Source organism: Pseudomonas sp. RIT409 (assembly GCF_003052515.2).
GTDB lineage: Bacteria > Pseudomonadota > Gammaproteobacteria > Pseudomonadales > Pseudomonadaceae > Aquipseudomonas.
Window position 1 is genome coordinate 283725 of sequence record NZ_QARE02000001.1, and the last position, 19172, is coordinate 302896.

Annotated in this window: 19 protein-coding genes; 13 read left to right on the forward strand and 6 right to left on the reverse strand. The window is 61.5% G+C overall.

Annotated features, from left to right (window positions below):
• Positions 1-55: 55 nt before the first annotated feature.
• Together DBP26_RS01240 and dinG are read right to left on the reverse strand one after the other, a co-directional pair.
• Positions 56-1204, reverse strand: a complete 1149-nt coding sequence (locus DBP26_RS01240; protein WP_108235787.1) for a serine hydrolase domain-containing protein — start codon at positions 1202-1204, stop codon at positions 56-58.
• A gap of 189 nt (positions 1205-1393) precedes the next feature.
• Positions 1394-3538 carry an ATP-dependent DNA helicase DinG gene (gene dinG / locus DBP26_RS01245; RefSeq protein ID WP_108235788.1) on the reverse strand — a complete coding sequence of 715 codons (2145 nt, stop codon included), beginning with the start codon at positions 3536-3538 and terminating at the stop codon, positions 1394-1396.
• Positions 3539-3660: 122 nt separating this feature from the next.
• Between dinG and DBP26_RS01250 the strand changes: the two genes are divergently transcribed.
• On the forward strand, positions 3661-4125 hold the full coding sequence (locus DBP26_RS01250) for a CopD family protein (RefSeq protein WP_108235789.1): 465 nt from the start codon (positions 3661-3663) through the stop codon (positions 4123-4125).
• Positions 4126-4213: 88 nt separating this feature from the next.
• On the opposite strand, the gene DBP26_RS01255 is transcribed toward DBP26_RS01250, so the two are convergent.
• From DBP26_RS01255 to DBP26_RS01265, 3 genes are all read right to left on the reverse strand, one after another.
• A complete protein-coding gene (locus DBP26_RS01255) occupies positions 4214-4987 on the reverse strand; it encodes a hypothetical protein (protein WP_108235790.1) in 774 nt (257 codons plus the stop codon).
• Entirely contained in the window at positions 4980-5255 is a 276-nt protein-coding gene (locus tag DBP26_RS01260) for a DUF1145 domain-containing protein (protein WP_108235791.1), read from the reverse strand. Before DBP26_RS01260 ends, DBP26_RS01255 begins: the two co-directional genes overlap by 8 nt.
• Positions 5256-5433: 178 nt before the next feature.
• Positions 5434-6135 carry an OmpA family protein gene (locus DBP26_RS01265; RefSeq protein ID WP_108235792.1) on the reverse strand — a complete coding sequence of 234 codons (702 nt, stop codon included), beginning with the start codon at positions 6133-6135 and terminating at the stop codon, positions 5434-5436.
• A 295-nt stretch (positions 6136-6430) separates the two neighbouring features.
• Here DBP26_RS01265 and DBP26_RS01270 point away from each other — a divergent pair, with 295 nt between their 5' ends.
• Both DBP26_RS01270 and DBP26_RS01275 read left to right on the forward strand, forming a co-directional pair.
• Entirely contained in the window at positions 6431-6928 is a 498-nt protein-coding gene (locus DBP26_RS01270; RefSeq protein WP_108235793.1) for a DUF6231 family protein, read from the forward strand.
• Between the two features lie 10 nt (positions 6929-6938).
• Positions 6939-7412 carry a YchJ family protein gene (locus tag DBP26_RS01275; protein WP_108235794.1) on the forward strand — a complete coding sequence of 158 codons (474 nt, stop codon included), beginning with the start codon at positions 6939-6941 and terminating at the stop codon, positions 7410-7412.
• A 29-nt stretch (positions 7413-7441) separates the two neighbouring features.
• Here DBP26_RS01275 and DBP26_RS01280 read toward each other — a convergent pair whose 3' ends face one another.
• On the reverse strand, positions 7442-8038 hold the full coding sequence (locus DBP26_RS01280) for a hypothetical protein (protein ID WP_108235795.1): 597 nt from the start codon (positions 8036-8038) through the stop codon (positions 7442-7444).
• 108 nt (positions 8039-8146) lie between these two features.
• Between DBP26_RS01280 and DBP26_RS01285 the strand changes: the two genes are divergently transcribed.
• The 10 genes from DBP26_RS01285 (at position 8147) to DBP26_RS01330 (ending at position 19075) form a co-directional block, all read left to right on the forward strand.
• Positions 8147-8632, forward strand: coding sequence for an LEA type 2 family protein (locus DBP26_RS01285; RefSeq protein ID WP_108235796.1), 486 nt, complete (start codon positions 8147-8149; stop codon positions 8630-8632).
• 4 nt (positions 8633-8636) lie between these two features.
• Entirely contained in the window at positions 8637-8837 is a 201-nt protein-coding gene (locus tag DBP26_RS01290) for an SEC-C metal-binding domain-containing protein (RefSeq protein ID WP_108235797.1), read from the forward strand.
• A 258-nt stretch (positions 8838-9095) separates the two neighbouring features.
• Positions 9096-11579: a penicillin acylase family protein gene (locus DBP26_RS01295; RefSeq protein WP_108235798.1), complete on the forward strand. Its 2484-nt coding sequence runs from the start codon at positions 9096-9098 to the stop codon at positions 11577-11579.
• A gap of 139 nt (positions 11580-11718) precedes the next feature.
• Positions 11719-12762 carry a ligase-associated DNA damage response exonuclease gene (locus tag DBP26_RS01300; RefSeq protein WP_108235799.1) on the forward strand — a complete coding sequence of 348 codons (1044 nt, stop codon included), beginning with the start codon at positions 11719-11721 and terminating at the stop codon, positions 12760-12762.
• Positions 12759-14459, forward strand: a complete 1701-nt coding sequence (locus DBP26_RS01305) for an ATP-dependent DNA ligase (RefSeq protein ID WP_108235800.1) — start codon at positions 12759-12761, stop codon at positions 14457-14459. Before DBP26_RS01300 ends, DBP26_RS01305 begins: the two co-directional genes overlap by 4 nt.
• Positions 14460-14865: 406 nt before the next feature.
• Complete coding sequence (locus DBP26_RS01310; RefSeq protein ID WP_108235801.1) at positions 14866-15648, forward strand: transporter substrate-binding domain-containing protein; 783 nt, start codon at positions 14866-14868, stop codon at positions 15646-15648.
• Between the two features lie 86 nt (positions 15649-15734).
• Positions 15735-16463 carry an ABC transporter permease gene (locus DBP26_RS01315; protein WP_108235802.1) on the forward strand — a complete coding sequence of 243 codons (729 nt, stop codon included), beginning with the start codon at positions 15735-15737 and terminating at the stop codon, positions 16461-16463.
• The gene (locus DBP26_RS01320) at positions 16460-17170 is read left to right on the forward strand and encodes an ABC transporter permease (RefSeq protein ID WP_108235803.1); all 711 of its coding nucleotides are present in this window, start codon (positions 16460-16462) and stop codon (positions 17168-17170) included. The genes DBP26_RS01315 and DBP26_RS01320 overlap by 4 nt, the downstream gene beginning before the upstream one ends.
• A 9-nt stretch (positions 17171-17179) precedes the next feature.
• The gene (locus DBP26_RS01325) at positions 17180-18298 is read left to right on the forward strand and encodes a succinylglutamate desuccinylase/aspartoacylase family protein (RefSeq protein WP_108235804.1); all 1119 of its coding nucleotides are present in this window, start codon (positions 17180-17182) and stop codon (positions 18296-18298) included.
• Positions 18299-18310: 12 nt separating this feature from the next.
• Positions 18311-19075: an ATP-binding cassette domain-containing protein gene (locus tag DBP26_RS01330; protein WP_108235805.1), complete on the forward strand. Its 765-nt coding sequence runs from the start codon at positions 18311-18313 to the stop codon at positions 19073-19075.
• Positions 19076-19172 lie beyond the last annotated feature (97 nt).

Consider the following 19172-nt stretch of genomic DNA (forward strand, 5'->3'; position numbering starts at 1 on the left):
TCCGATATGGGCGATTTAACTGACAGTCGGTAGAACAAGCACTTATCGGCGATAGTTATTGCAAACACTCACCAAGGGCGCGCACGAGACGCTGTGCACGCGGATCCATCAACACATAAGGCCCCAATGTGTTGGTGACGAAGCCGAAAGCCACGTCCCGCTCCGGGTCGGCGAACCCGACCGAGCCGCCCGCTCCGGGATGGCCGAACGCCTTTCCCCCCAGACCGAACGTCGCGTTCGGGACAGAAGGCTGGTCGAGCATGCAGCCCAGACCAAAGCGGGTTTGGGTCAGCAGGGTTTTGTCCTGGCCGACGCTGTGCTCGCGGGTCAACTCATTGACCAGCTCGGCGTCCAGCAGGCTGCCATCAAGCAATCCGCTGTAAAACCCGGCAAGACTGCGCGCATTGCCGTGGCCGTTGGCGGCGGGTTGCTGCATGCGCCGCCATTCGGGTTTGTTGGTGCTCGTCATGATCGATGGCGGATTGGTGAACGCCCGTGCCGTCATTGAAGTCGGCTCACGCAGAGTCGCTTGCAGAAGGCGTTGGGCTGCGTCATCGCCCGTGTTGCCTTTCCCGCGTGCAATATGGGCGACCCGATGGAACTCCTCATCCCCCAGGCCAACGTGGAAGTCCAGCCCCAAGGGCCGGGCAATCCGCGCAGCGATGGATTCGCCCGGGCCGCGACCGTCGGCCCGCCGGATCATCTCCCCCACCAGCCATCCGTAAGTGATGGCAGCGTAGCCATGGCCCCGACCCGGCGTCCACCAAGGCGCCTCGGCGGCAAGCGCACGGGTCATCGCGTCCCAGTCGTACAGCGCTTCGGCGGGCAGCATGTTGCGAATGGCCGGCAGGCCCGCCTGATGACACAGCAATTGACGGAGGGTGATGGCCTGCTTGCCTGCCGCCGCGAATTCGGGCCACAACCGTGAAACAGGCTGGTCGAGGTCCAGCTTGCCCTCTCCTACCATCTGCAGAGCGGCGACAGCGGTGAAGGTCTTGGTGCAGGAGAACAGATTAGCGATGGTATCGCTGTGCCAGGCCTCGGCCCCGTCCTTGTCAGCGGTGCCCGCCCAGAGATCCAGTACGGTTTCGCCGCCGATCTGCACGCACAGCGCAGCGCCGCGTTCTTGAGGATCGTCGAACAGCGCCGCGAAGGCTTCACGCACGGTTTCGAATTGGAGTTCGAAATGACCTTGAATCTGCACGGGTTGACTCTCCGGACGGCGCTAAGCAAAAGGGCGTGCATTGTTTCAGCGATTGGGGCGTTTGTGAACACGGGCGCGCGCTCCATCACACAGCAAAGCGTGTAGGCCGTTGCTCGCACTGGGTGGCGATTGCATGACCCTGGAATGGGAAACCACGCTCACCCGACGTGCGAGCGCGGACGCCACGGCTCAGGCTATTTCGCGACGGAACGGCGGCAATGCATTGAGAATGGCCTTGCCGTAACGCTGAGTCACCACCCGCCGATCGAGCAGCGTGATGATGCCGCGATCCTGCTCCGTTCGCAGCAGTCGGCCACACGCCTGGATCAATCGCAACGAGGCATCGGGTACCGCGATCTCCATGAATGGATTTCCGCCGCGTGCTTCGATCCATTCAGCGAGCGCAGCTTCGACCGGGTCATCCGGCACCGCAAAGGGAATTTTCGCGATCACCACGTGCTCGCAATAATCGCCGGGCAGGTCGACCCCTTCGGCAAAACTCGCAAGACCGAACAGAACGCTCTCGTCGCCGCCGTCGACCCGCGCCTTGTGCTTGTTAAGGGTTTCCTGCTTGGAGAGGTTGCCCTGGATGAACACCCGCTTGCGCCAGTCACGCTCCAGGCCGTCGAAGACTTCCTGCATCTGCTTGCGTGAGGAGAACAGCACCAGCGTTCCCTTGGAACCTTCCACCAGATCGGGCAATTCACGAATGATCGCCGCGGTGTGCTCGGCGGCATTACGAGGGTCTGCCTTGAGATCCGGCACCCGCAGCACGCCTGCATCAGCGTGATGGAAGGGACTGGGGACCACGGCAGTGACTGCGTCTTTCGGCAAGCCGGCGCGCATACGGAAGCGGTCGAACTTGCCCAGCGCTGTCAGCGTGGCCGAGGTGACCAGGGCACCGTAGGCGACGTTCCACAGGTTGCGCCGCAACATTTCGGCAGCGAGGATCGGACTGGCGTTGACTTCGATGTCGAACAGCGAGCCGCTTTCGGCGAGTGTCAGCCAGCGCGCCATGGGCGGACTGTTTTCGGGGTCTTCGGCGGTGAACGCCGTCCACAATTCCCAATTACCGTGGGCGCGGGCCAGCAGGCTGCCGAACAGCGGGTACCACTCTTCAGCCTGGTGGCTGGCGATGCCGATATTCACTTCGCCGTCCATGCCCTCCTTGAGCAATTCGGTCAGACGGGTGAAGAGGTCGTCGAGGCGGGCAAAGCCTTTTTTCAACTCGATGCCCATGTCCCGCATGTGCTCGGGAATCACCCCGCCTACGAAACGATGACGTGGACGCTCACGGCCTTCCATGTCTTCACCGGCCTTGAAATCGGCAATCTGTTCGCAGGCGGTGAACATGAACTGCTGGTGGGTCTTGATCTCTCGGGCCAGGTCAGGCACCTGTTCGATGAGCTTGCCGAGGTCCCCGGGGAGTGGGTGCTGAGCGAGCAGCTTGGTGAGGTTCTTCGCCGTCTGCTCGAGCCAGTCCGTCGTCGAGCGCAGGCGGCTGAAGTGAGCGAAATGGCCGATGGCTTTGTCAGGCAGGTGATGGCCTTCGTCGAACACGTACAGCGTGTCGCGCGGATCGGGCAGCACAGCACCGCCCCCCAGCGCCAGATCGGCCAGGACCATGTCGTGGTTGGTGACGATGACATCGACTTTGCCCATGCCCTCACGCGCTTTGTAAAAGGCACACTGCTGAAAGTTCGGACAATGCCGGTTGGTGCACTGGCTGTGATCGGTGGTCAGCCGCGCCCAGTCCTGGTCAGCCAGCTCCTGGGGCCAACTGTCGCGGTCGCCGTCCCACTTATTGCCCGCCAGCTTTTCGATCATGCTGGTGAACAGCTTCTGGCTGGCCTCGTCGACTTCGATCTTGAAACCTTCTTCTTCGAACAGTTGGGCGGTAGCGTTCTGTGCATTGCCCTCCTGGAGCAGGACGTCGAGCTTCGACAGGCACATGTAGCGACCACGCCCCTTGGCCAGTGCAAAGGAGAAATTCAGGCCGCTGTTGCGCATCAGGTCAGGCAGATCCTTGTGGACGATCTGCTCCTGCAGTGCGACCGTTGCCGTGGCGATGACCAGCCGCTTGCCTGCCGCCTTGGCCGTCGGAATCGACGCAATGGCATACGCCACGGTCTTGCCCGTACCAGTACCTGCCTCGACCGCGACCACCGCCGGGTCGCCCGAGCGACGGCCCTCTTCGTCGGTGTCCACCGCGCCCAGCACCTTGGCCACCTCCGCGATCATCAAACGCTGGCCGTAGCGAGGTTTGAGGCTCTTGGCTTCAAGGAAACGCGAATAGGCGCCCTGAATCTGGGTCTTGAGTTCGGTGCTGATCATGGGCTGGGTCGTTGGCTCGGCGTCACACGGTTACAGATGAAAAACGCTGGATAAATTATCAGTGGTTGCAGCGGGCGGCTATCATACCGCGCAAATGCTTTCTTCGCAGATTGGAGTTGTCGATGTCGCCTGTAGCCCTTGTCTACGTTTTACATGTGTTTTCCGCAGTGCTGTGGGTCGGCGGCATGTTTTTCGCCTGGATGATTCTGCGACCGGCGGTCATTGCCGCGCTGGAGGGCCCGGCGCGCCTGAAACTGTGGATTCAGGTCTTTCCTCGGTTCTTCGTCTGGGTGTGGTGTGCGGTCATCATGCTGCCGGTCACCGGTATCGGCATGATCAACATCAACTTCAGCGGGTTCCAGACCGCACCGCGTTACGTACAGGTGATGATTGGCCTGTACATCGTGATGACTGCGCTGTTCCTACGGATTTCCACGTTGAATCTGCCGCAATTGCGCAAGTCCGTGGAAGCAGAGCAATGGGCCGAAGGCGCCGCTGCGCTGGGCGGGATTCGGCGATTGGTGGGCATTAATTTGTTGATTGGTATTGCTGTGGTGGCCATCGCGGCGGCTCGGCCGTCGTTTTGAGTGGGTCACCTCTAGGAGCACGCTTGCCCGCGATTGGGTGTCACGGACAAATTGTTCACGGGCAAGCGCGCTCCTACAGGTAACGCATTTACAGCTTACGAACGCTCACAGAACCCGCAGGCCCGACCGCGCCGCTCTGGCCCTTGTCGCCATTTTTCCCGGCCTTGGCGCCGTCGGCGCGGTAGATCAGGCACCCCTTCGACACGCCGCCCTTGCCGCCGCGACCGCCTTCGCCGCCTGCACCTCCGGCGCCGCCCTGGACGTTGACCTTCACGCGGTCATCGGGGAACGACTGCGGCAATTCCAGCCGCACCAACGCGCCTGCCGCGCCCTCGTGGCCGTTGCCGCCATTGTCGCCGTCGAATCCGCGACTCGCCGAGCCCCACGTGCATCCCGGATCCTGACCATTCCCGCCATCCAGGCCGACGTATCCGGGAGAACCCGTGCCGCCACGCGCGTCGATGAACAATGTGTCAGCGTTCAACTGCTCGATGCGCACATTCAGATTACGCCCGGGCAACGGTGCTTTTTCAAACGTGCCTGGCGCACCGCGGGCGGTGATCTGGGCACCAATGCCCAGGTCCCCCTGTCGGACCTGCAACTTGAAAGGCTCGGCGCTGGGCACGATGGCGATACGCGCTTCATGCCCCATGACCAGTTGCCCGACCTGAACTTCCGTCAGGCCGGCAGGAATCAACAACGTGCCGTAATCCGCTACCTCCAGCCGATCCAACTGCAGCGTACTGGTGTTGCTGGGCAAGCGCATCAGTGAGTGCGGCTCGACCGAAATGGTCTCGGCCATCACCAGCGCACTGCTCAGGAGCGACAGCACGCCTGCCGTCATCGTCAACGCGTTACGCATGCTGGACCTCTGCCGTAGGGCGACCGAATGATTGCAGGTGAAAAATACCGAAAATCAGAACGTGCAAACGGTCGCGCCAAGGGTGCGAACGCCCTCTCAAGCTGCCGTTGAAGAGCAACAGCTCCACGACATGGGTCAGTAGCAGCAGGCAACCGGCCAGTGTGATGAGCCCACCGAAAGGAACCGGCAAAACGACTGCCTGGCCGGCCAGCACGACCGCCCAGAACCCGAGCGTCAATAGTTTCCCCAACCCCCAAAACACCCTCATGACACGCCCCTGCCGTAGTTATGGTTGTGCGATAGATGAACGCTATCCGCGCAGCACATTGCGGACGTGACTATGCCAGAGCTTCGATCGAAATGCGTCCTCTGTCGCCGCTTGCGCAGCACCAAAAAAACGATACCCCGGCACGAAGGCCGGGGTATCGATTGACACACAGGGATGATCAACGGTTGATCTTGATCTCGACACGACGGTTCAGCGCGCGGCCTTCAGCGGTTTTGTTGTCCGCTACAGGACGGCTCTCGCCATCGCCTTCCACCGAGACGAACGCGCTACGCGCAATGCCGGCGCTGACCAGGTAATCCGTTACCGATTGGGCGCGTTTCTCCGACAACTTCTGGTTGTAGGCATCGCTGCCCACACTGTCGGTATGACCGCTGACATGCAGCTGAACGTTAGGCGCTTCGGTTTTCAGCTTGGTGACCACGGCGTCCAGTTGATGCTTGTCAGCCGGGGTCAGGGTGGCCTTGTTGAACTCGAAATGCACGTCACGGATAGTGATGATTTCTTCTTTCGGCTGCACCACAGGCGCGGCGACAGGTTCCGGCGCTGGCGTCACGATCGGGCAACCGGTCGCATCCACTGGCGTGCCTTTCGGCGTGTTCGGACACTTGTCGACGCTGTTCAGTACACCGTCACCATCATCATCGCCATCGCCGTGTGCCCAGCAGTAAGCGCCTGCCATCACGCCGACTGCAGCACCGAAGCCCGCCGCTACGGATGCCGATTGAAACGCCCCCACCGCCCCACCCGCGAGCGCACCACCGGCGGCACAAAGGGGCCAGTCGGTCTTTTGCAAGCCGGCACAGCCCGTCAATACACTGGTAACCAAAATCAGAGGTAACGCTGTCCGAATCATGCTCATACAGTTCTTCTCCTTTGGTATCGGCTCAAACCGACTGAAATGCAGTAAAGACGCCACTGAGGCCATTTGCCACCCGGCGGCCGCAGGGCGATGGATTTTCAGCGCAGATAGGGGCTTGTTCTTTTACAAATAGCCTTTTGCCTTCACTCCGTACGCTTTGTCATGGCGCCCGATAAAAAAGTTCAAGTGCTGCCGTGTCCCATTTCACAACCCCCGAGAATGAGCGAGAAGCCGAACAGCCCTAGGCCATCCAGGGCAGGCGCGCTACCCTTGCCGGCCTACGTGAGGAATTTCGATGACCGAGAGTTTTTCCAGCCGCACACCGCAACAGGCGCTGGCCGCCCTGCTCGACCGCTATGCGCCCAAACGCCTGCTGTTGATCGGCGCTGACAGCTTCCCGGCCTTGCAAGCCTTCAGGGAGGCGCACCCGGAAACGGAGGTGGCGCGCGCGGCGCCGGGTGCCCTGCCTTCCGAGCTCGCCAGCCAACGCTTCGATCTGGCCTTGGCGGTCGATTGCCTGGAGCACATGCCCAAGCGCGCCGGGCTTGAATTGCTGGGGGGCATTCGCAACCTCAATGCCAGCCGCATTGCAGTACTTGCCGACCTCGACGCTTGCGGCTGGCAACCAACCGATTTCTATTCGCTGGCGCTGCAAGTCAGCGAACGTTTCGCGCGGGACGAACAGGTGCTGACGCTTTTCACCTACGACCTGCTCGCCTACAAACAGGTGCCGGACTGGCTGAACGCGAAGTTCTGGGCGAATCCGGAAAACTTTGGCAAATACTGGTGGTGAGATCCGCATCATGAGCAGTGCAATTTGCCCCTGCGGCAGTGGCAACCTTCTCGACGGCTGTTGTGGCCGCTATCACGCTGGAACGCCGGCCCCCTGCGCCGAAGCCTTGATGCGCTCGCGCTACAGCGCCTATGTACTGGGTCAGGTGGATTACCTGCTGGACACCACCTTGCCCATCCAGCAGGTCAGCCTGGACCGTGAGTCGATCCGTCAGTGGAGTGCGCAAAGCACTTGGCTCGGCCTTGAGGTAGAAGGCGCGGAATTGCTGGGGGGCAAGCCGGAGCATGCTTTCGTCACTTTCGTCGCACGCTGGCACGACGCGGGCGGTGAGCACAGCCATCGCGAGCGTTCGGCATTCGTGCAACACAGCGGACGGTGGTATTTCATCGACCCGACCGTGCAACTTAAAGCCGGCCGAAATGACCCATGTCCCTGCGGCAGCGGTCAGAAGTTCAAGAAATGCTGCGCGGCCTATATGGCTTGATGTCCCCGCCCTAGCGGGTTCGGGCGGGGTCAGGCGAGCTTCAGATGCGAGATGTCCGGCACGATGACACGCTCGGTCGAGCGAACCTCTCCCAAATCGCTCCCCGCCGGCGCCAGGCTCAGGCCGGACAGATCCAGGCGTGGTGCAACCGGTGCGGCTTTGGGGTCCTGAACGTCCTTGCCCAGTTCGGACAGTGTGAACTCCGGGGCGTCGACGTCAGCGAACGCCGCCATGTAGACGTCACGCGGCTGGAATTTCGAAACTTTATCGGGCGGACTGTCGCTGAGGGGCGGTACCTGCCGGGCACGCCGAGTCCAACTGGGCTCGTCAGGGGGCGGCGCCAACTCGACTTCCTCCACTTCGACAGGTGCGGGCTCAGGCGCCATCTGCGGTTGCCCGGCCATCTCTGCAATCTCCGCGTGGGCACCGGCCCGCTCGAGGGTGGCGCGGTACTTCTCGGCAGCGGCCTGATCGAGATTGTTTTTCAGCACCAGACGACGGCCCGAAAACAGCAACGCGATACGCTGCGCGTCGGCCTGAAACAATTTCGCCAGGTTGGCCTGCACCCGGTCGATCTGTGCGCCGGGTATCAATTGGCCGGAAAAAATGATTTCGTACAGCTTCACGGGTCAATACTCCTTCGACACATGGCATGAGTATGGCGCAGGCTTTATCGAACAGCGAGTTGGCTCAAAGGCTCTCTTGCGAGAACCGGACCGACAGGGAGCGAATCCATGGTGTTTCAGGCAAACGTATTCAAGATCGTCGGTTTAATGCTGACTCTCGTTTTATCCGGCTGTTCGTCTTTGACGGGCAGTGACGTCAAGGATCCCGACGTTCGGTTACTCAAGGTCGATGTGGTCAAGGCCCGGCTGCTCAAGCAAGACATGAAACTGCGCCTGCGCATCGACAACCCCAACGACACCAACCTCTGGGTACGGGGTTTGCGCTACAAGGTCGTACTCAATGACATCCTGATCGCCGATGGCGATTACAGCGACTGGTTCATCGTCAAGGCCAACGGCCGCAAGAATTTCTCCGTCCCCATTCGCACCAACCTCTGGGAACATTTGAAGGATGTGACGCGAATGCTCGGCAAACCCAACCAGCCGGTCCATTACCGGCTCGAGGGCTATCTCAAGACGGGCTTTTTGTTCGGAGACAACGTGCGTATTGGCCGCGAAGGCGACATAATTCCCGGCGATTTGATTCCGGAGTAGCCCCATGAGCAACCAACCCCACGTGCATGGCCCTGATTGCGATCACGATCACGACCATCACCATCATGACCACGGCCATGTGCATGGCCCGCACTGCAACCACGAACCGCAGGAGCCGGTGCGCAATGCACTCAAGGACGTGGGACGTAACGACCCATGCCCATGCGGCAGCGACAAGAAGTTCAAGAAGTGCCACGGCGCCTGATGGCTTGCCTGCCGTCAGTGACATGACGGCGTCAAGTTGATCGGCGAAGTCTGCGGTGGGGATGAGGCAACTGCCTCTGGCTCCCCACCGAACCCAGGCTCTCGTTCGACGGGTGGTCCATGGGCAAGCGCCCTTCCCCAACGTCCTGCGCTTGCCGCGTTAAAAATCCTGCAATAACTCGCTTTTCCAGCTTGCGTGGCGCCTGACGGCTCTCTAACGTAGCGCGTTTCCAACGCCTACCCCCGCAGGAGCTTCATCATGGCCTCGCCAGCCCTCTCATCCCTGAAGACGCGACTCAGTACAGCCGCCGCCATGCTGGGGCTGCTGAGTCTCGCCGGCTGCCAACTGGGCGGCGAAGACCGTGACAACCTGCCGCCCACCAGTGGCGTGTACGCGATCAAAGGCCTTGCGCAGAATGTTTCGGTGCGTCGTAACAACCTTGGCATGCCGCTGATCGAGAGCAGCACCTTTCATGATGCCCTGTTTACCCTGGGATACGTTCACGCCAGCGATCGCATCTCACAAATGGTGCAAATGCGGCTGTTGGCTCAGGGCCGCCTGTCGGAAATCGCGGGGGCTGGCGCGCTCGACCTGGACCGCATGATGCGCGCGGCCAACCTCAAGCAGACCGCCGGCGACCTCTACAACGCTTCGTCACCCCGCTTGAAGCGCTTCTTCGAGGTGTACGCGCGAGGTGTCAACGCCTACCTGTTCCGCTATCGCGACAAGCTGCCGTCGGACCTCGCCGATGCGGGCTACAAGCCTGAGTACTGGCAACCCCAGGACTCGGCGCTGATTTTTGCCCTGTTGAATTTCAGCCTCTCGGTCAACCTGCAGGAAGAAATTTCCTCGCTGGTGCTGGCCCAGAAGGTCAGTGCCGACAAGCTTGCCTGGCTGCTGCCGACCTATCCTGACGAAGAACTGCCATTCGCCGAGGCCGACAAGCTCAAAGGCCTGAATCTGGGCAGTCAACTGCCCGGCCTGACCGACCTGGACAAAGCAGCGCTGCAGCTCTCGGACCTGAATTTGCTAGGGGTTTCGGCCTCGAACAACTGGGTCATCGCCCCGCAACGGGCTCGCGCGGGCAAGAGCCTGCTGGCCACCGACAGCCAGTTGCCGTCCACCCTGCCGTCGCTGTGGAATTTCGTGGAGATCCGCGCCCCGAAATACCAGGCCGCGGGGGCAACGGTCGCGGGCCTGCCACTGGTGCTGTCGGGGTTCAACGGCAAGCTGGCCTGGGGCATGGGCCCGGCGATGGGGGACAACCAGGACCTGTTCCTGGAGAAACTCAAGCGCGAAAACAATCGCCTCATGTTCATGGCCGATGGCAAATGGGCACCCGCTGCCGCTCACGAGGAAACCTACTTTATCCGCGGCAGTAGCCCGATTCGTGAAGCGGCCTACGAAACCCGTCACGGCCCGCTGCTCAACGGCAGCGCCACGCAGGTAGCCAGCGGCCTGGGGATCGCCTTGCAAACCCCAAATGCCAAGGACGACAAATCCCTCGACGCGCTGTTCGACCTGACGCGTGCGCAAAGTGTCGAGCGCGCTTTCGACGCCACCCGGGAAATCCGCGCGAGCACCTTGAACATGGTGTTCGCCGATGCCTCGAACACCGGCTGGCAGGTCACCGGTCGCTACCCGAACCGTCGCGACGGCCTAGGGCTGGTTCCTTCGCCGGGCTGGGACAGCCGCTTCGACTGGGACGGTTACGCCGACGCCATGCTTCATCCCTACGATCAGGACCCGCCACAAGGCTGGATCGGAACAGCCAACCAGCGCACCGTGCCAAAGGGATACGGCATGCAGCTCTCGAACTCGTGGGATTATCCGGAGCGGGCCGAGCGCCTCGCCCAACTGGCTAACAGCGGCAAGCAGGACACTCGCAGCACGATTGCGATGCAGTACGACCAGACCACGACCTTCGCTGCCAAGCTGAAGAAGATGTTCGAAGCGCCGGGCATGGCCAGGCCCCTGAAACAGGCCATCGACGCCTTGCCACCGGTCGATCGGGACAAAGCGCGGGAGGCCCTTGGTCGCCTCATGGCATTCGACGGGCGCCTGTCGCCGGTGTCCGCCGATGCCGCCCTCTACGAGTTGTTCCTGCAAGAAAGTGCCCGGCAGATCTTCCTTGACGAACTGGGCCCGGAAACCAGCGCATCCTGGAAGGCGTTGGTACAGAGCGCCGACCTTTCCTACTCACCTCAAGCCGACCATCTGCTCGGGAGGGAAGACAGCCCCTATTGGGACGATCTGAAAACCCCGCAGAAAGAAGACAAGCCCACCATCCTGGCCCGCAGCCTGGCCGCCGCGATGAGCGCCGGCGAGAGCCAATTGGGCAGTGATCACAAAGCCTGGCAATGGGGCAAACTGCATCAGTACCGCTGGACCGCACAAAGCGCTCAACTCACGGCGGCGCTGGGCGGCAGCAAGGCTGGCGTGGTCAAGGGGCCGATGGCAGCGGGGGGCGATCACACTACGCTCAACGCCTCGGGCTTCCATTGGGGTCAGGATTTCGATGCGGCGGTGGTGCCGGCCATGCGCATGATCGTCGATTTCGCACAGCAGGAGCCGATGATGGCCCAGAGCGCCGGCGGGCAGTCAGGCAACCCCGCCAGCTCACACTTCGCAGATGGCATCGACCCGTGGTTCAAGGGGCAGTACATGTCGGTGCCGCTGCAGCCAGAGAATTTCGAGCGCGTGTATGGCAAGGCCCGCCTGACGCTGACGCCGGGTAAATAAGGCATTCGCACGCCGAACCTGTGAGGGCATGATCCATGCTGGCCACAGGTTTCGGCGTTCACAACGGCGAGCGCAATCAGGCCGAACTTCTCCCCGCCCCCATCGCTCTACCTGACAAGCCCATCACCGTGGTCATGTCATGGACCTTGTCATCGCTCGCCCCGAAGGCCTGTACTGCCCGCCAGGGGATTTCTACATCGATCCCTGGCGGCCGGTCGCACGTTCCGTCATTACCCACGGCCACGGCGACCACGCCCGCACCGGCAATCAGCATTATCTGGCCGCCGCGCCCGGTGAAGGGATCCTGCGCTCCCGACTGGGCCAGGACATCAATTTGCAAACCCTCGAATACGGCGAATCGATTACCCACCACGGTGTGAAACTCAGCCTGCATCCGGCCGGGCACGTGCTCGGCTCCGCCCAGGTGCGGCTGGAGTATCAAGGCGAGGTCTGGGTTGCATCTGGCGACTACAAAGTCGAGCCCGATGGCACCTGCGAACCCTTCGAGCCGGTGCGCTGCCATACCTTCATCACCGAATCCACCTTCGGCTTGCCCATCTATCGCTGGCAGCCTCAGGCCGACATTTTCAGCGGGATCAATGAGTGGTGGCAGGCCAACGCTGCGGTCGGCAAAGCCAGCGTGCTGTTCGCGTACTCGTTCGGCAAGGCCCAGCGCATCCTGCATGGCATCGACCCGAACATCGGTCCGATTCTGGTTCATGGGGCCGTCGAGCCGTTGAACCGGGTGTACCGCGAGGGCGGCGTGCGCATTCCCGAGACGCACTATGCGGGAGACTTCAAGAAGACTGACCCGGCCTTGCGCCAAGCATTGATCGTCGCGCCGCCGTCGGCAGGAGGCAGCACCTGGATGCGTCGCTTCGGCGATTTCAGCGACGCCTTCGCCAGCGGCTGGATGATGCTGCGCGGCACCCGCCGACGCCGCGGTGTGGATCGTGGCTTTGTGCTTTCCGACCATGCGGATTGGCCCGGCCTGTTGTGGGCCATCGAGAACACCGGCGCCGAGCGGGTCATGGTGACCCATGGCTCGGTCGCCGTCTTGGTGCGCTATCTGCGGGAATCGGGTCTGGATGCACAAGGCTTCACCACCGAGTACGGCGACGAAGAGGATGACGCCGCGGCGCAACCTCAGGAGGTTCAAGATCAGGAACAGGTGACGCCATGAAAGCCTTCGCCGAACTCTACGCGCAACTGGATGCCACCACGTCGAGCAATGCCAAGCTGGCGGCGATGCAGCGCTACTTCGCCGCTGCGGCACCAGAGGACGCGGCATGGGCCGTGTACTTCTTGTCGGGGGGGCGGCCCCGCCAACTGGTCCCGACGCGTTTGTTGCGTGAGCAGGCCATGACATTGTCGGGCTTGCCAGAATGGCTGTTCGAAGAAAGTTATCAGGCCGTTGGTGACCTAGCGGAAACGCTGTCATTGCTCTTGCCTGAAGCGATACACAGCTCCGAAGACGGACTGGCCAGTTGGATGGAACATCATCTGTTGCCGCTGCGCGGCCTGCCACCCGAAGAACTGTTGGAGCGCTTGCCGACGTTCTGGGCGCAACTTGACCGTCAGAGCCTGATGGTGTGCCTGAAGCTGATCACCGGCAGCTTTCGAGTCGGCGTCTCGAAGCTGCTGGTCACCCGCGCACTCGCCGCCCTGGCCGGCATCGACAGCAAACGCGTGGCGCAGCGCTTGGTGGGCTACACCGACCTGTCCCACCGCCCCACCGCCGAGGGCTACCTCAAACTGATCGCTGAAGAATCTGAAGATGAGCACGCCCAGCGTGGCGGCCAGCCCTATCCTTTCTTTCTCGCGCACCCGCTCCAACAGCCGGTGGAAGCGTTTGGCGACCTGCTCGGACCGACCGACAACTGGCAGGTGGAATGGAAGTGGGATGGCATTCGCGCCCAGGTGGTCAAGCGCGACGGACGTCTGTGGGTGTGGTCTCGGGGAGAGGAACTGGTGACAGACCGTTTTCCGGAACTGCACAGCCTCGCCCAGTGTTTGCCCGACGGTACGGTGATCGATGGCGAGATCGTCGTGTGGAAAGCGCCAGCGCCCGATCCGCAGGCATCCGAGGCCTTCGCACTGGCGCCGGCTGAAGCGTCGACACCTTCCGTGCAGCCGTTCGCCTTGCTCCAGCAGCGCATCGGCCGCAAAACCCTGGGCAAGAAAATCCTGGAAGACGTACCGGTGGTGGTCCTTGCCTACGATTTGCTGGAATGGTCGGGGCACGACTGGCGCAATCGTCCACAGCATGAGCGGCGGGCCCAATTGGAGCAGGTGATTGCCCGTGCCAGCAGCCCGGTATTGATGCCCTCCCCCGTGCTGACCGGCTCGGACTGGACTGACCTGGCCCGCCAGCGCGAAGCGTCGCGCAGCCTGGGCGTCGAAGGCATGATGCTCAAGGCACGGGATGCGTTGTACGGCGTGGGGCGAACCAAGGACATGGGCGTCTGGTGGAAGTGGAAGATCGACCCGCTCAGCGTCGACGCCGTGCTGATCTATGCTCAGCGCGGTCACGGCCGCCGCGCCAGCCTGTACAGCGACTACACCTTCGCGGTATGGGATGGCCCACAGGGCAGCAGCGAACGCACATTGGTGCCGTTTGCCAAAGCATATTCAGGATTGACCGACGAGGAGATGCGCAAAGTCGATGCAATCATTCGCAAGACCACCGTTGAAAAGTTCGGCCCTGTCCGGAGTGTCACGCCAACGCTCGTGTTCGAGCTGGGGTTCGAGGGCATCGCGTTGTCCAAGCGCCACAAAAGCGGGATCGCCGTGAGATTCCCACGCATGCTCCGATGGCGGCATGACAAGCCGGTGGCCGAAGCCGACAGTCTGGCGACCTTGCAAGACCTGCTTGCCTGAGCCCTTCTTTGGTGCCTGTGCATCAACCGTGCGCCGAACGGACGCCCCAAATTCGTGCAGGGCGAAGGGGCCGCTTGCCCCCCCGTACAGAAGCATGCGCACACTCGACACCGTCGAGGGCGGACTGCTACCAAACCCTCCACAGTCGGTCGCGAGGAGAAACACACGACGCGTAGAGCGTTTTTTTACGCGCCCTTTTTGCCGGTTTCCGCTACTCTGCCCCTGCCTCAGGCGCCCTGAAAAAAGACAAGAGATGGCTCAAAGTCATCATTGCGACAACTCCGTACATTTAAAACGCACGTTCGTCTCTTTGGTTCGGAAATTGCTATCTTTTTGCGGTCTGGCTCCTGCCGGTAGCAAGCCTACGCGTGTTCCCAACGCCCAATTTGGTTTTAAGGACTGAACGATGAAAAAAGCATGGCTGACCCTTTCCGCACTCGCTGTCTGCCTGGCCGCTGGCAACGCTATGGCCAAGGAATACAAGGAGCTGCGTTTCGGCGTCGATCCTTCCTACGCTCCATTCGAATCGAAAGCCGCTGACGGCAGCCTGATCGGCTTCGACATCGATCTGGGCAACGCGATCTGTGCAGAGCTGAAGGTCAAGTGCAAATGGGTCGAAAGCGATTTCGACGGCATGATTCCTGGCCTCAAAGCCAACAAGTTCGACGGCGTGATCTCGTCCATGACCGTGACCCCTGCACGCGAAAAAGTCATCGACTTCTCCAACGAGCTGTTCTCCGGTCCGACCTCGCTGGTCTACAAGAAAGGTTCTGGCCTGAGCGCTGACGTGGCGTCCCTCAAAGGCAAGACCGTCGGTTACGAGCAAGGCACCATTCAGGAAGCCTACGCCAAGGCCATCCTGGACAAGGCAGGCGTGAAAACCCAAGCCTACGCCAACCAGGATCAGGTCTACGCTGACCTGGTGTCCGGCCGTCTCGACGCCTCCGTACAAGACATGCTGCAAGCCGAGCTGGGCTTCCTGAAATCTCCGCAAGGCGCCGACTACGAAGTCAGCAAGCCGATCGACGACCCACTGCTGCCATCCAAAACCGCCGTGGGCATCGCTAAAGGTAACAAAGAGCTGAAAGCGCTTTTGGACAAAGGTATCAAAGCGTTACACGATGACGGCAAGTACGCCGAGATCCAGAAGAAGCACTTCGGCGATCTGAATCTGTACAGCGGTAAGTAAGAAAACAAACGCCCGTTTCTTTCAGCGATCATCCGAATCCCCTCGCTGAGACAAACGGGCGTTTTTATTGACTGTATAGGTTGCACATGTTCGAAACTCTTCTGCAAAACCTGGGATTGTCCGCCTTCAGCCTCAAGGGTTTTGGCCCTTTGCTGATGCAGGGCACCTGGATGACCATCAAATTGTCGGTGATGTCGCTGCTGCTGGCCATCGTGCTCGGCCTGCTGGGCGCCAGCGCCAAACTCTCCAAGACCGCGCTCCTGCGGGTTCCGGCACAGGTCTACACCACGCTGATCCGAGGCGTACCTGACCTGGTGCTGATGCTGCTGATTTTCTACAGCCTGCAAACCTGGCTGACCACCTTCACCGAAGCGATGGAATGGGACTACATCGAGATCGATCCCTTCGCTGCGGGTGTCATCACGTTGGGCTTCATCTACGGCGCCTATTTTACGGAAACCTTCCGAGGCGCGATCCTGGCCGTGCCGCGCGGGCAAGTCGAAGCCGCCATCGCCTACGGCCTCACCCGCGCCCAGCGCTTTCGTATCGTCGTGTTCCCGCAAATGATGCGCTTTGCCCTTCCCGGCATCGGCAATAACTGGCAGGTGGTGCTCAAGGCCACGGCCCTGGTGTCGATCATCGGGCTGGCCGATCTGGTCAAAGCGTCCCAGGACGCTGGCAAAAGCACCTATCAACTGTTCTATTTTCTGGTGCTGGCGGCGCTGATCTATCTGGTCATCACCAGCGTCTCCAACTTCGCCCTGCGCTGGGCCGAACGGCGATATGCCGCAGGCAGCCGGGAGGCTCAACGATGATCGAACTGCTTCAAGAATACTGGCGTGCATTCCTCTACACCGACGGCCAGAACATCACCGGGCTGGCCATGACCCTGTGGTTGCTCAGCGCCTCCATCGCGATTGGCTTCATCGTCTCGATTCCGCTGTCCATCGCCCGGGTTTCGCCGAACCCACTGGTGCGCTGGCCGGTGCAGTTCTACACCTACCTGTTCCGCGGCACGCCGCTCTATATCCAGTTGCTGATCTGCTACACCGGCATTTACAGCATTGCCGCCGTGCGCGAGCAGCCATTGCTCAACGCCTTCTTCCGCGATGCAATGAACTGCACGATCCTGGCTTTCGCGTTGAACACCTGCGCGTACACCACCGAGATCTTCGCCGGGGCGATCCGCAGCATGAACCACGGAGAAGTCGAAGCGGCCAAGGCCTACGGCCTGACTGGCTGGCGCCTGTATGCCTATGTGATCATGCCATCGGCACTGCGTCGTTCGCTGCCTTACTACAGCAACGAAGTGATCCTGATGCTGCACTCGACCACCGTCGCGTTCACTGCCACGGTCCCTGACATCCTCAAAGTGGCGCGGGATGCGAACTCGGCCACCTTCATGACGTTTCAGTCGTTTGGCATTGCGGCGCTGATCTACCTGACGATCACCTTCATTCTGGTGGGCCTGTTCAGATTGGCCGAACGGCGCTGGCTGGCCTTTCTCGGCCCGTCTCACTAGGACTTCTGCATGCGACACCTGACCCATGACCTGCTGTCGCCGGTGCCTGGCACCGCACGGCAGATCCACAGCTTTCACTACGGCCCGGAAAACGGGGCCTGCAAGATCTACATCCAATCCTCGCTGCACGCCGACGAGCTTCCCGGCATGCTGGTGGCCTGGTATTTGAAGCAACGCCTGGCCGAACTGGAAAAAGCCGGGCAGTTGCTCGGCGAAATCGTGGTCGTGCCGGTTGCCAACCCTGCGGGGCTTGAGCAGGTGTTGATGGACACGCCATTAGGCCGCTACGAGTTGGAGAGTGGCCAGAACTTCAACCGCCATTTCGTCGACCTCGCGCAGCAGGTCGGCGATGAGGTAGAAGCTTCGCTGGGCGCCGACGCGAAGCGCAACACTGCGCTGATCCGCGATCGCCTGCTCGCCGGGTTGAACGCGCAAATGGCCGCCACGCAACTCGATTCGCAACGTCTGACGCTGCAGCGGCTGGCCTGCGACGCCGACATGGTGTTGGATCTGCACTGCGACTTCGAATCGGTGGAACATCTGTACACCACGCCAGAAGCCTGGCCGCAGGTCGAGCCGCTGTCTCGCTATCTGGGCGCCCAGGCGAGCCTGTTAGCGACCGACTCGGGTGGCCAGTCGTTCGACGAGTGCTTTACGTTGGTCTGGTGGCAATTGCAGCAACGCTTCGAAAAGCGCTTCCCCATCGAGCTGGGCAGTTTCTCCGTGACCCTCGAACTGCGGGGTCAGGGCGACGTCAACCACGCGCTGGGAAGTCGCGACTGCCAGGCCATCCTCAATTACCTGATGCAATACGGCGCCATTGCCGGCGAGCCCGCGCCGGCACCCGAACTGATTTATCCGGCCACCCCTCTCGCAGCGGTGGAGCCCGTCGCGACCCCAGTGGGGGGCCTGCTGGTGTTCTGCACCTTGCCAGGCGAATACGTCGAGGCGGGGCAGCTGATCGCCGAAGTCATCGACCCGATCAGCGACGCCGTGACGCCCGTTCACGCGGCGAACGCCGGCCTGATGTACGCCCGCTCCTTGCGACGCATGGCGACCGCCGGCATGGTCATCGCCCATGTCGCCGGCACCGAGCCGTTTCGCAGCGGCTACTTACTTTCTCCTTAAGGATTGCCCGTCATGTACAAACTGACCATCGATGGCCTGCATAAAAGCTACGGTGACCACGAAGTTCTCAAGGGCGTGTCGCTCAAGGCCAACGTCGGTGACGTGATTTGCCTGATCGGCGCCAGCGGCTCGGGCAAGAGCACCTTTCTGCGCTGCATCAACTTCCTAGAACAACCCAACGACGGGGCCATGAGCCTCGACGGCCAACCCATCAAGATGGTCAGCGACGCCTCTGGCATGCGCGTGGCCGATCCGGCCGAGCTGCAACGCATCCGCACACGCCTGGCCATGGTGTTCCAGCACTTCAACCTGTGGAGCCACATGACGGTGCTGGAAAACATCACCATGGCACCGCGTCGGGTGCTGGGCGTTTCCAAGGTGGAGGCGGAGGACCGCGCACGCCGGTACCTGGAGAAGGTCGGCCTGCCGGCCCGCGTGGCCGATCAGTACCCGGCCTTCCTGTCAGGCGGTCAGCAACAACGCGTGGCGATCGCTCGCGCACTGGCGATGGAACCGGAAATCATGCTTTTCGACGAGCCGACCTCGGCCCTCGACCCGGAGTTGGTCGGCGAGGTGCTGAAGGTGATTCAAGGCTTGGCCGAAGAGGGCCGCACCATGATCCTGGTGACGCATGAGATGGGCTTCGCTCGCAAGGTGGCCAATCAGGTGGTGTTCCTGCACCAGGGCCAGATCGAAGAAATGGGCCACCCCGATGACGTGCTGGGCAGCCCGAAAAGCGAGCGGTTGCAGCAGTTCCTCAGCGGGAACCTGAAATAAGGCTTCACCCGCACATAAGAGACCAGGCCAGATCTGGCCTGGCGCAGTACAGACAGACCTGGCCCACCCTACCGCAGAGACTGACCGCTCACCCTTC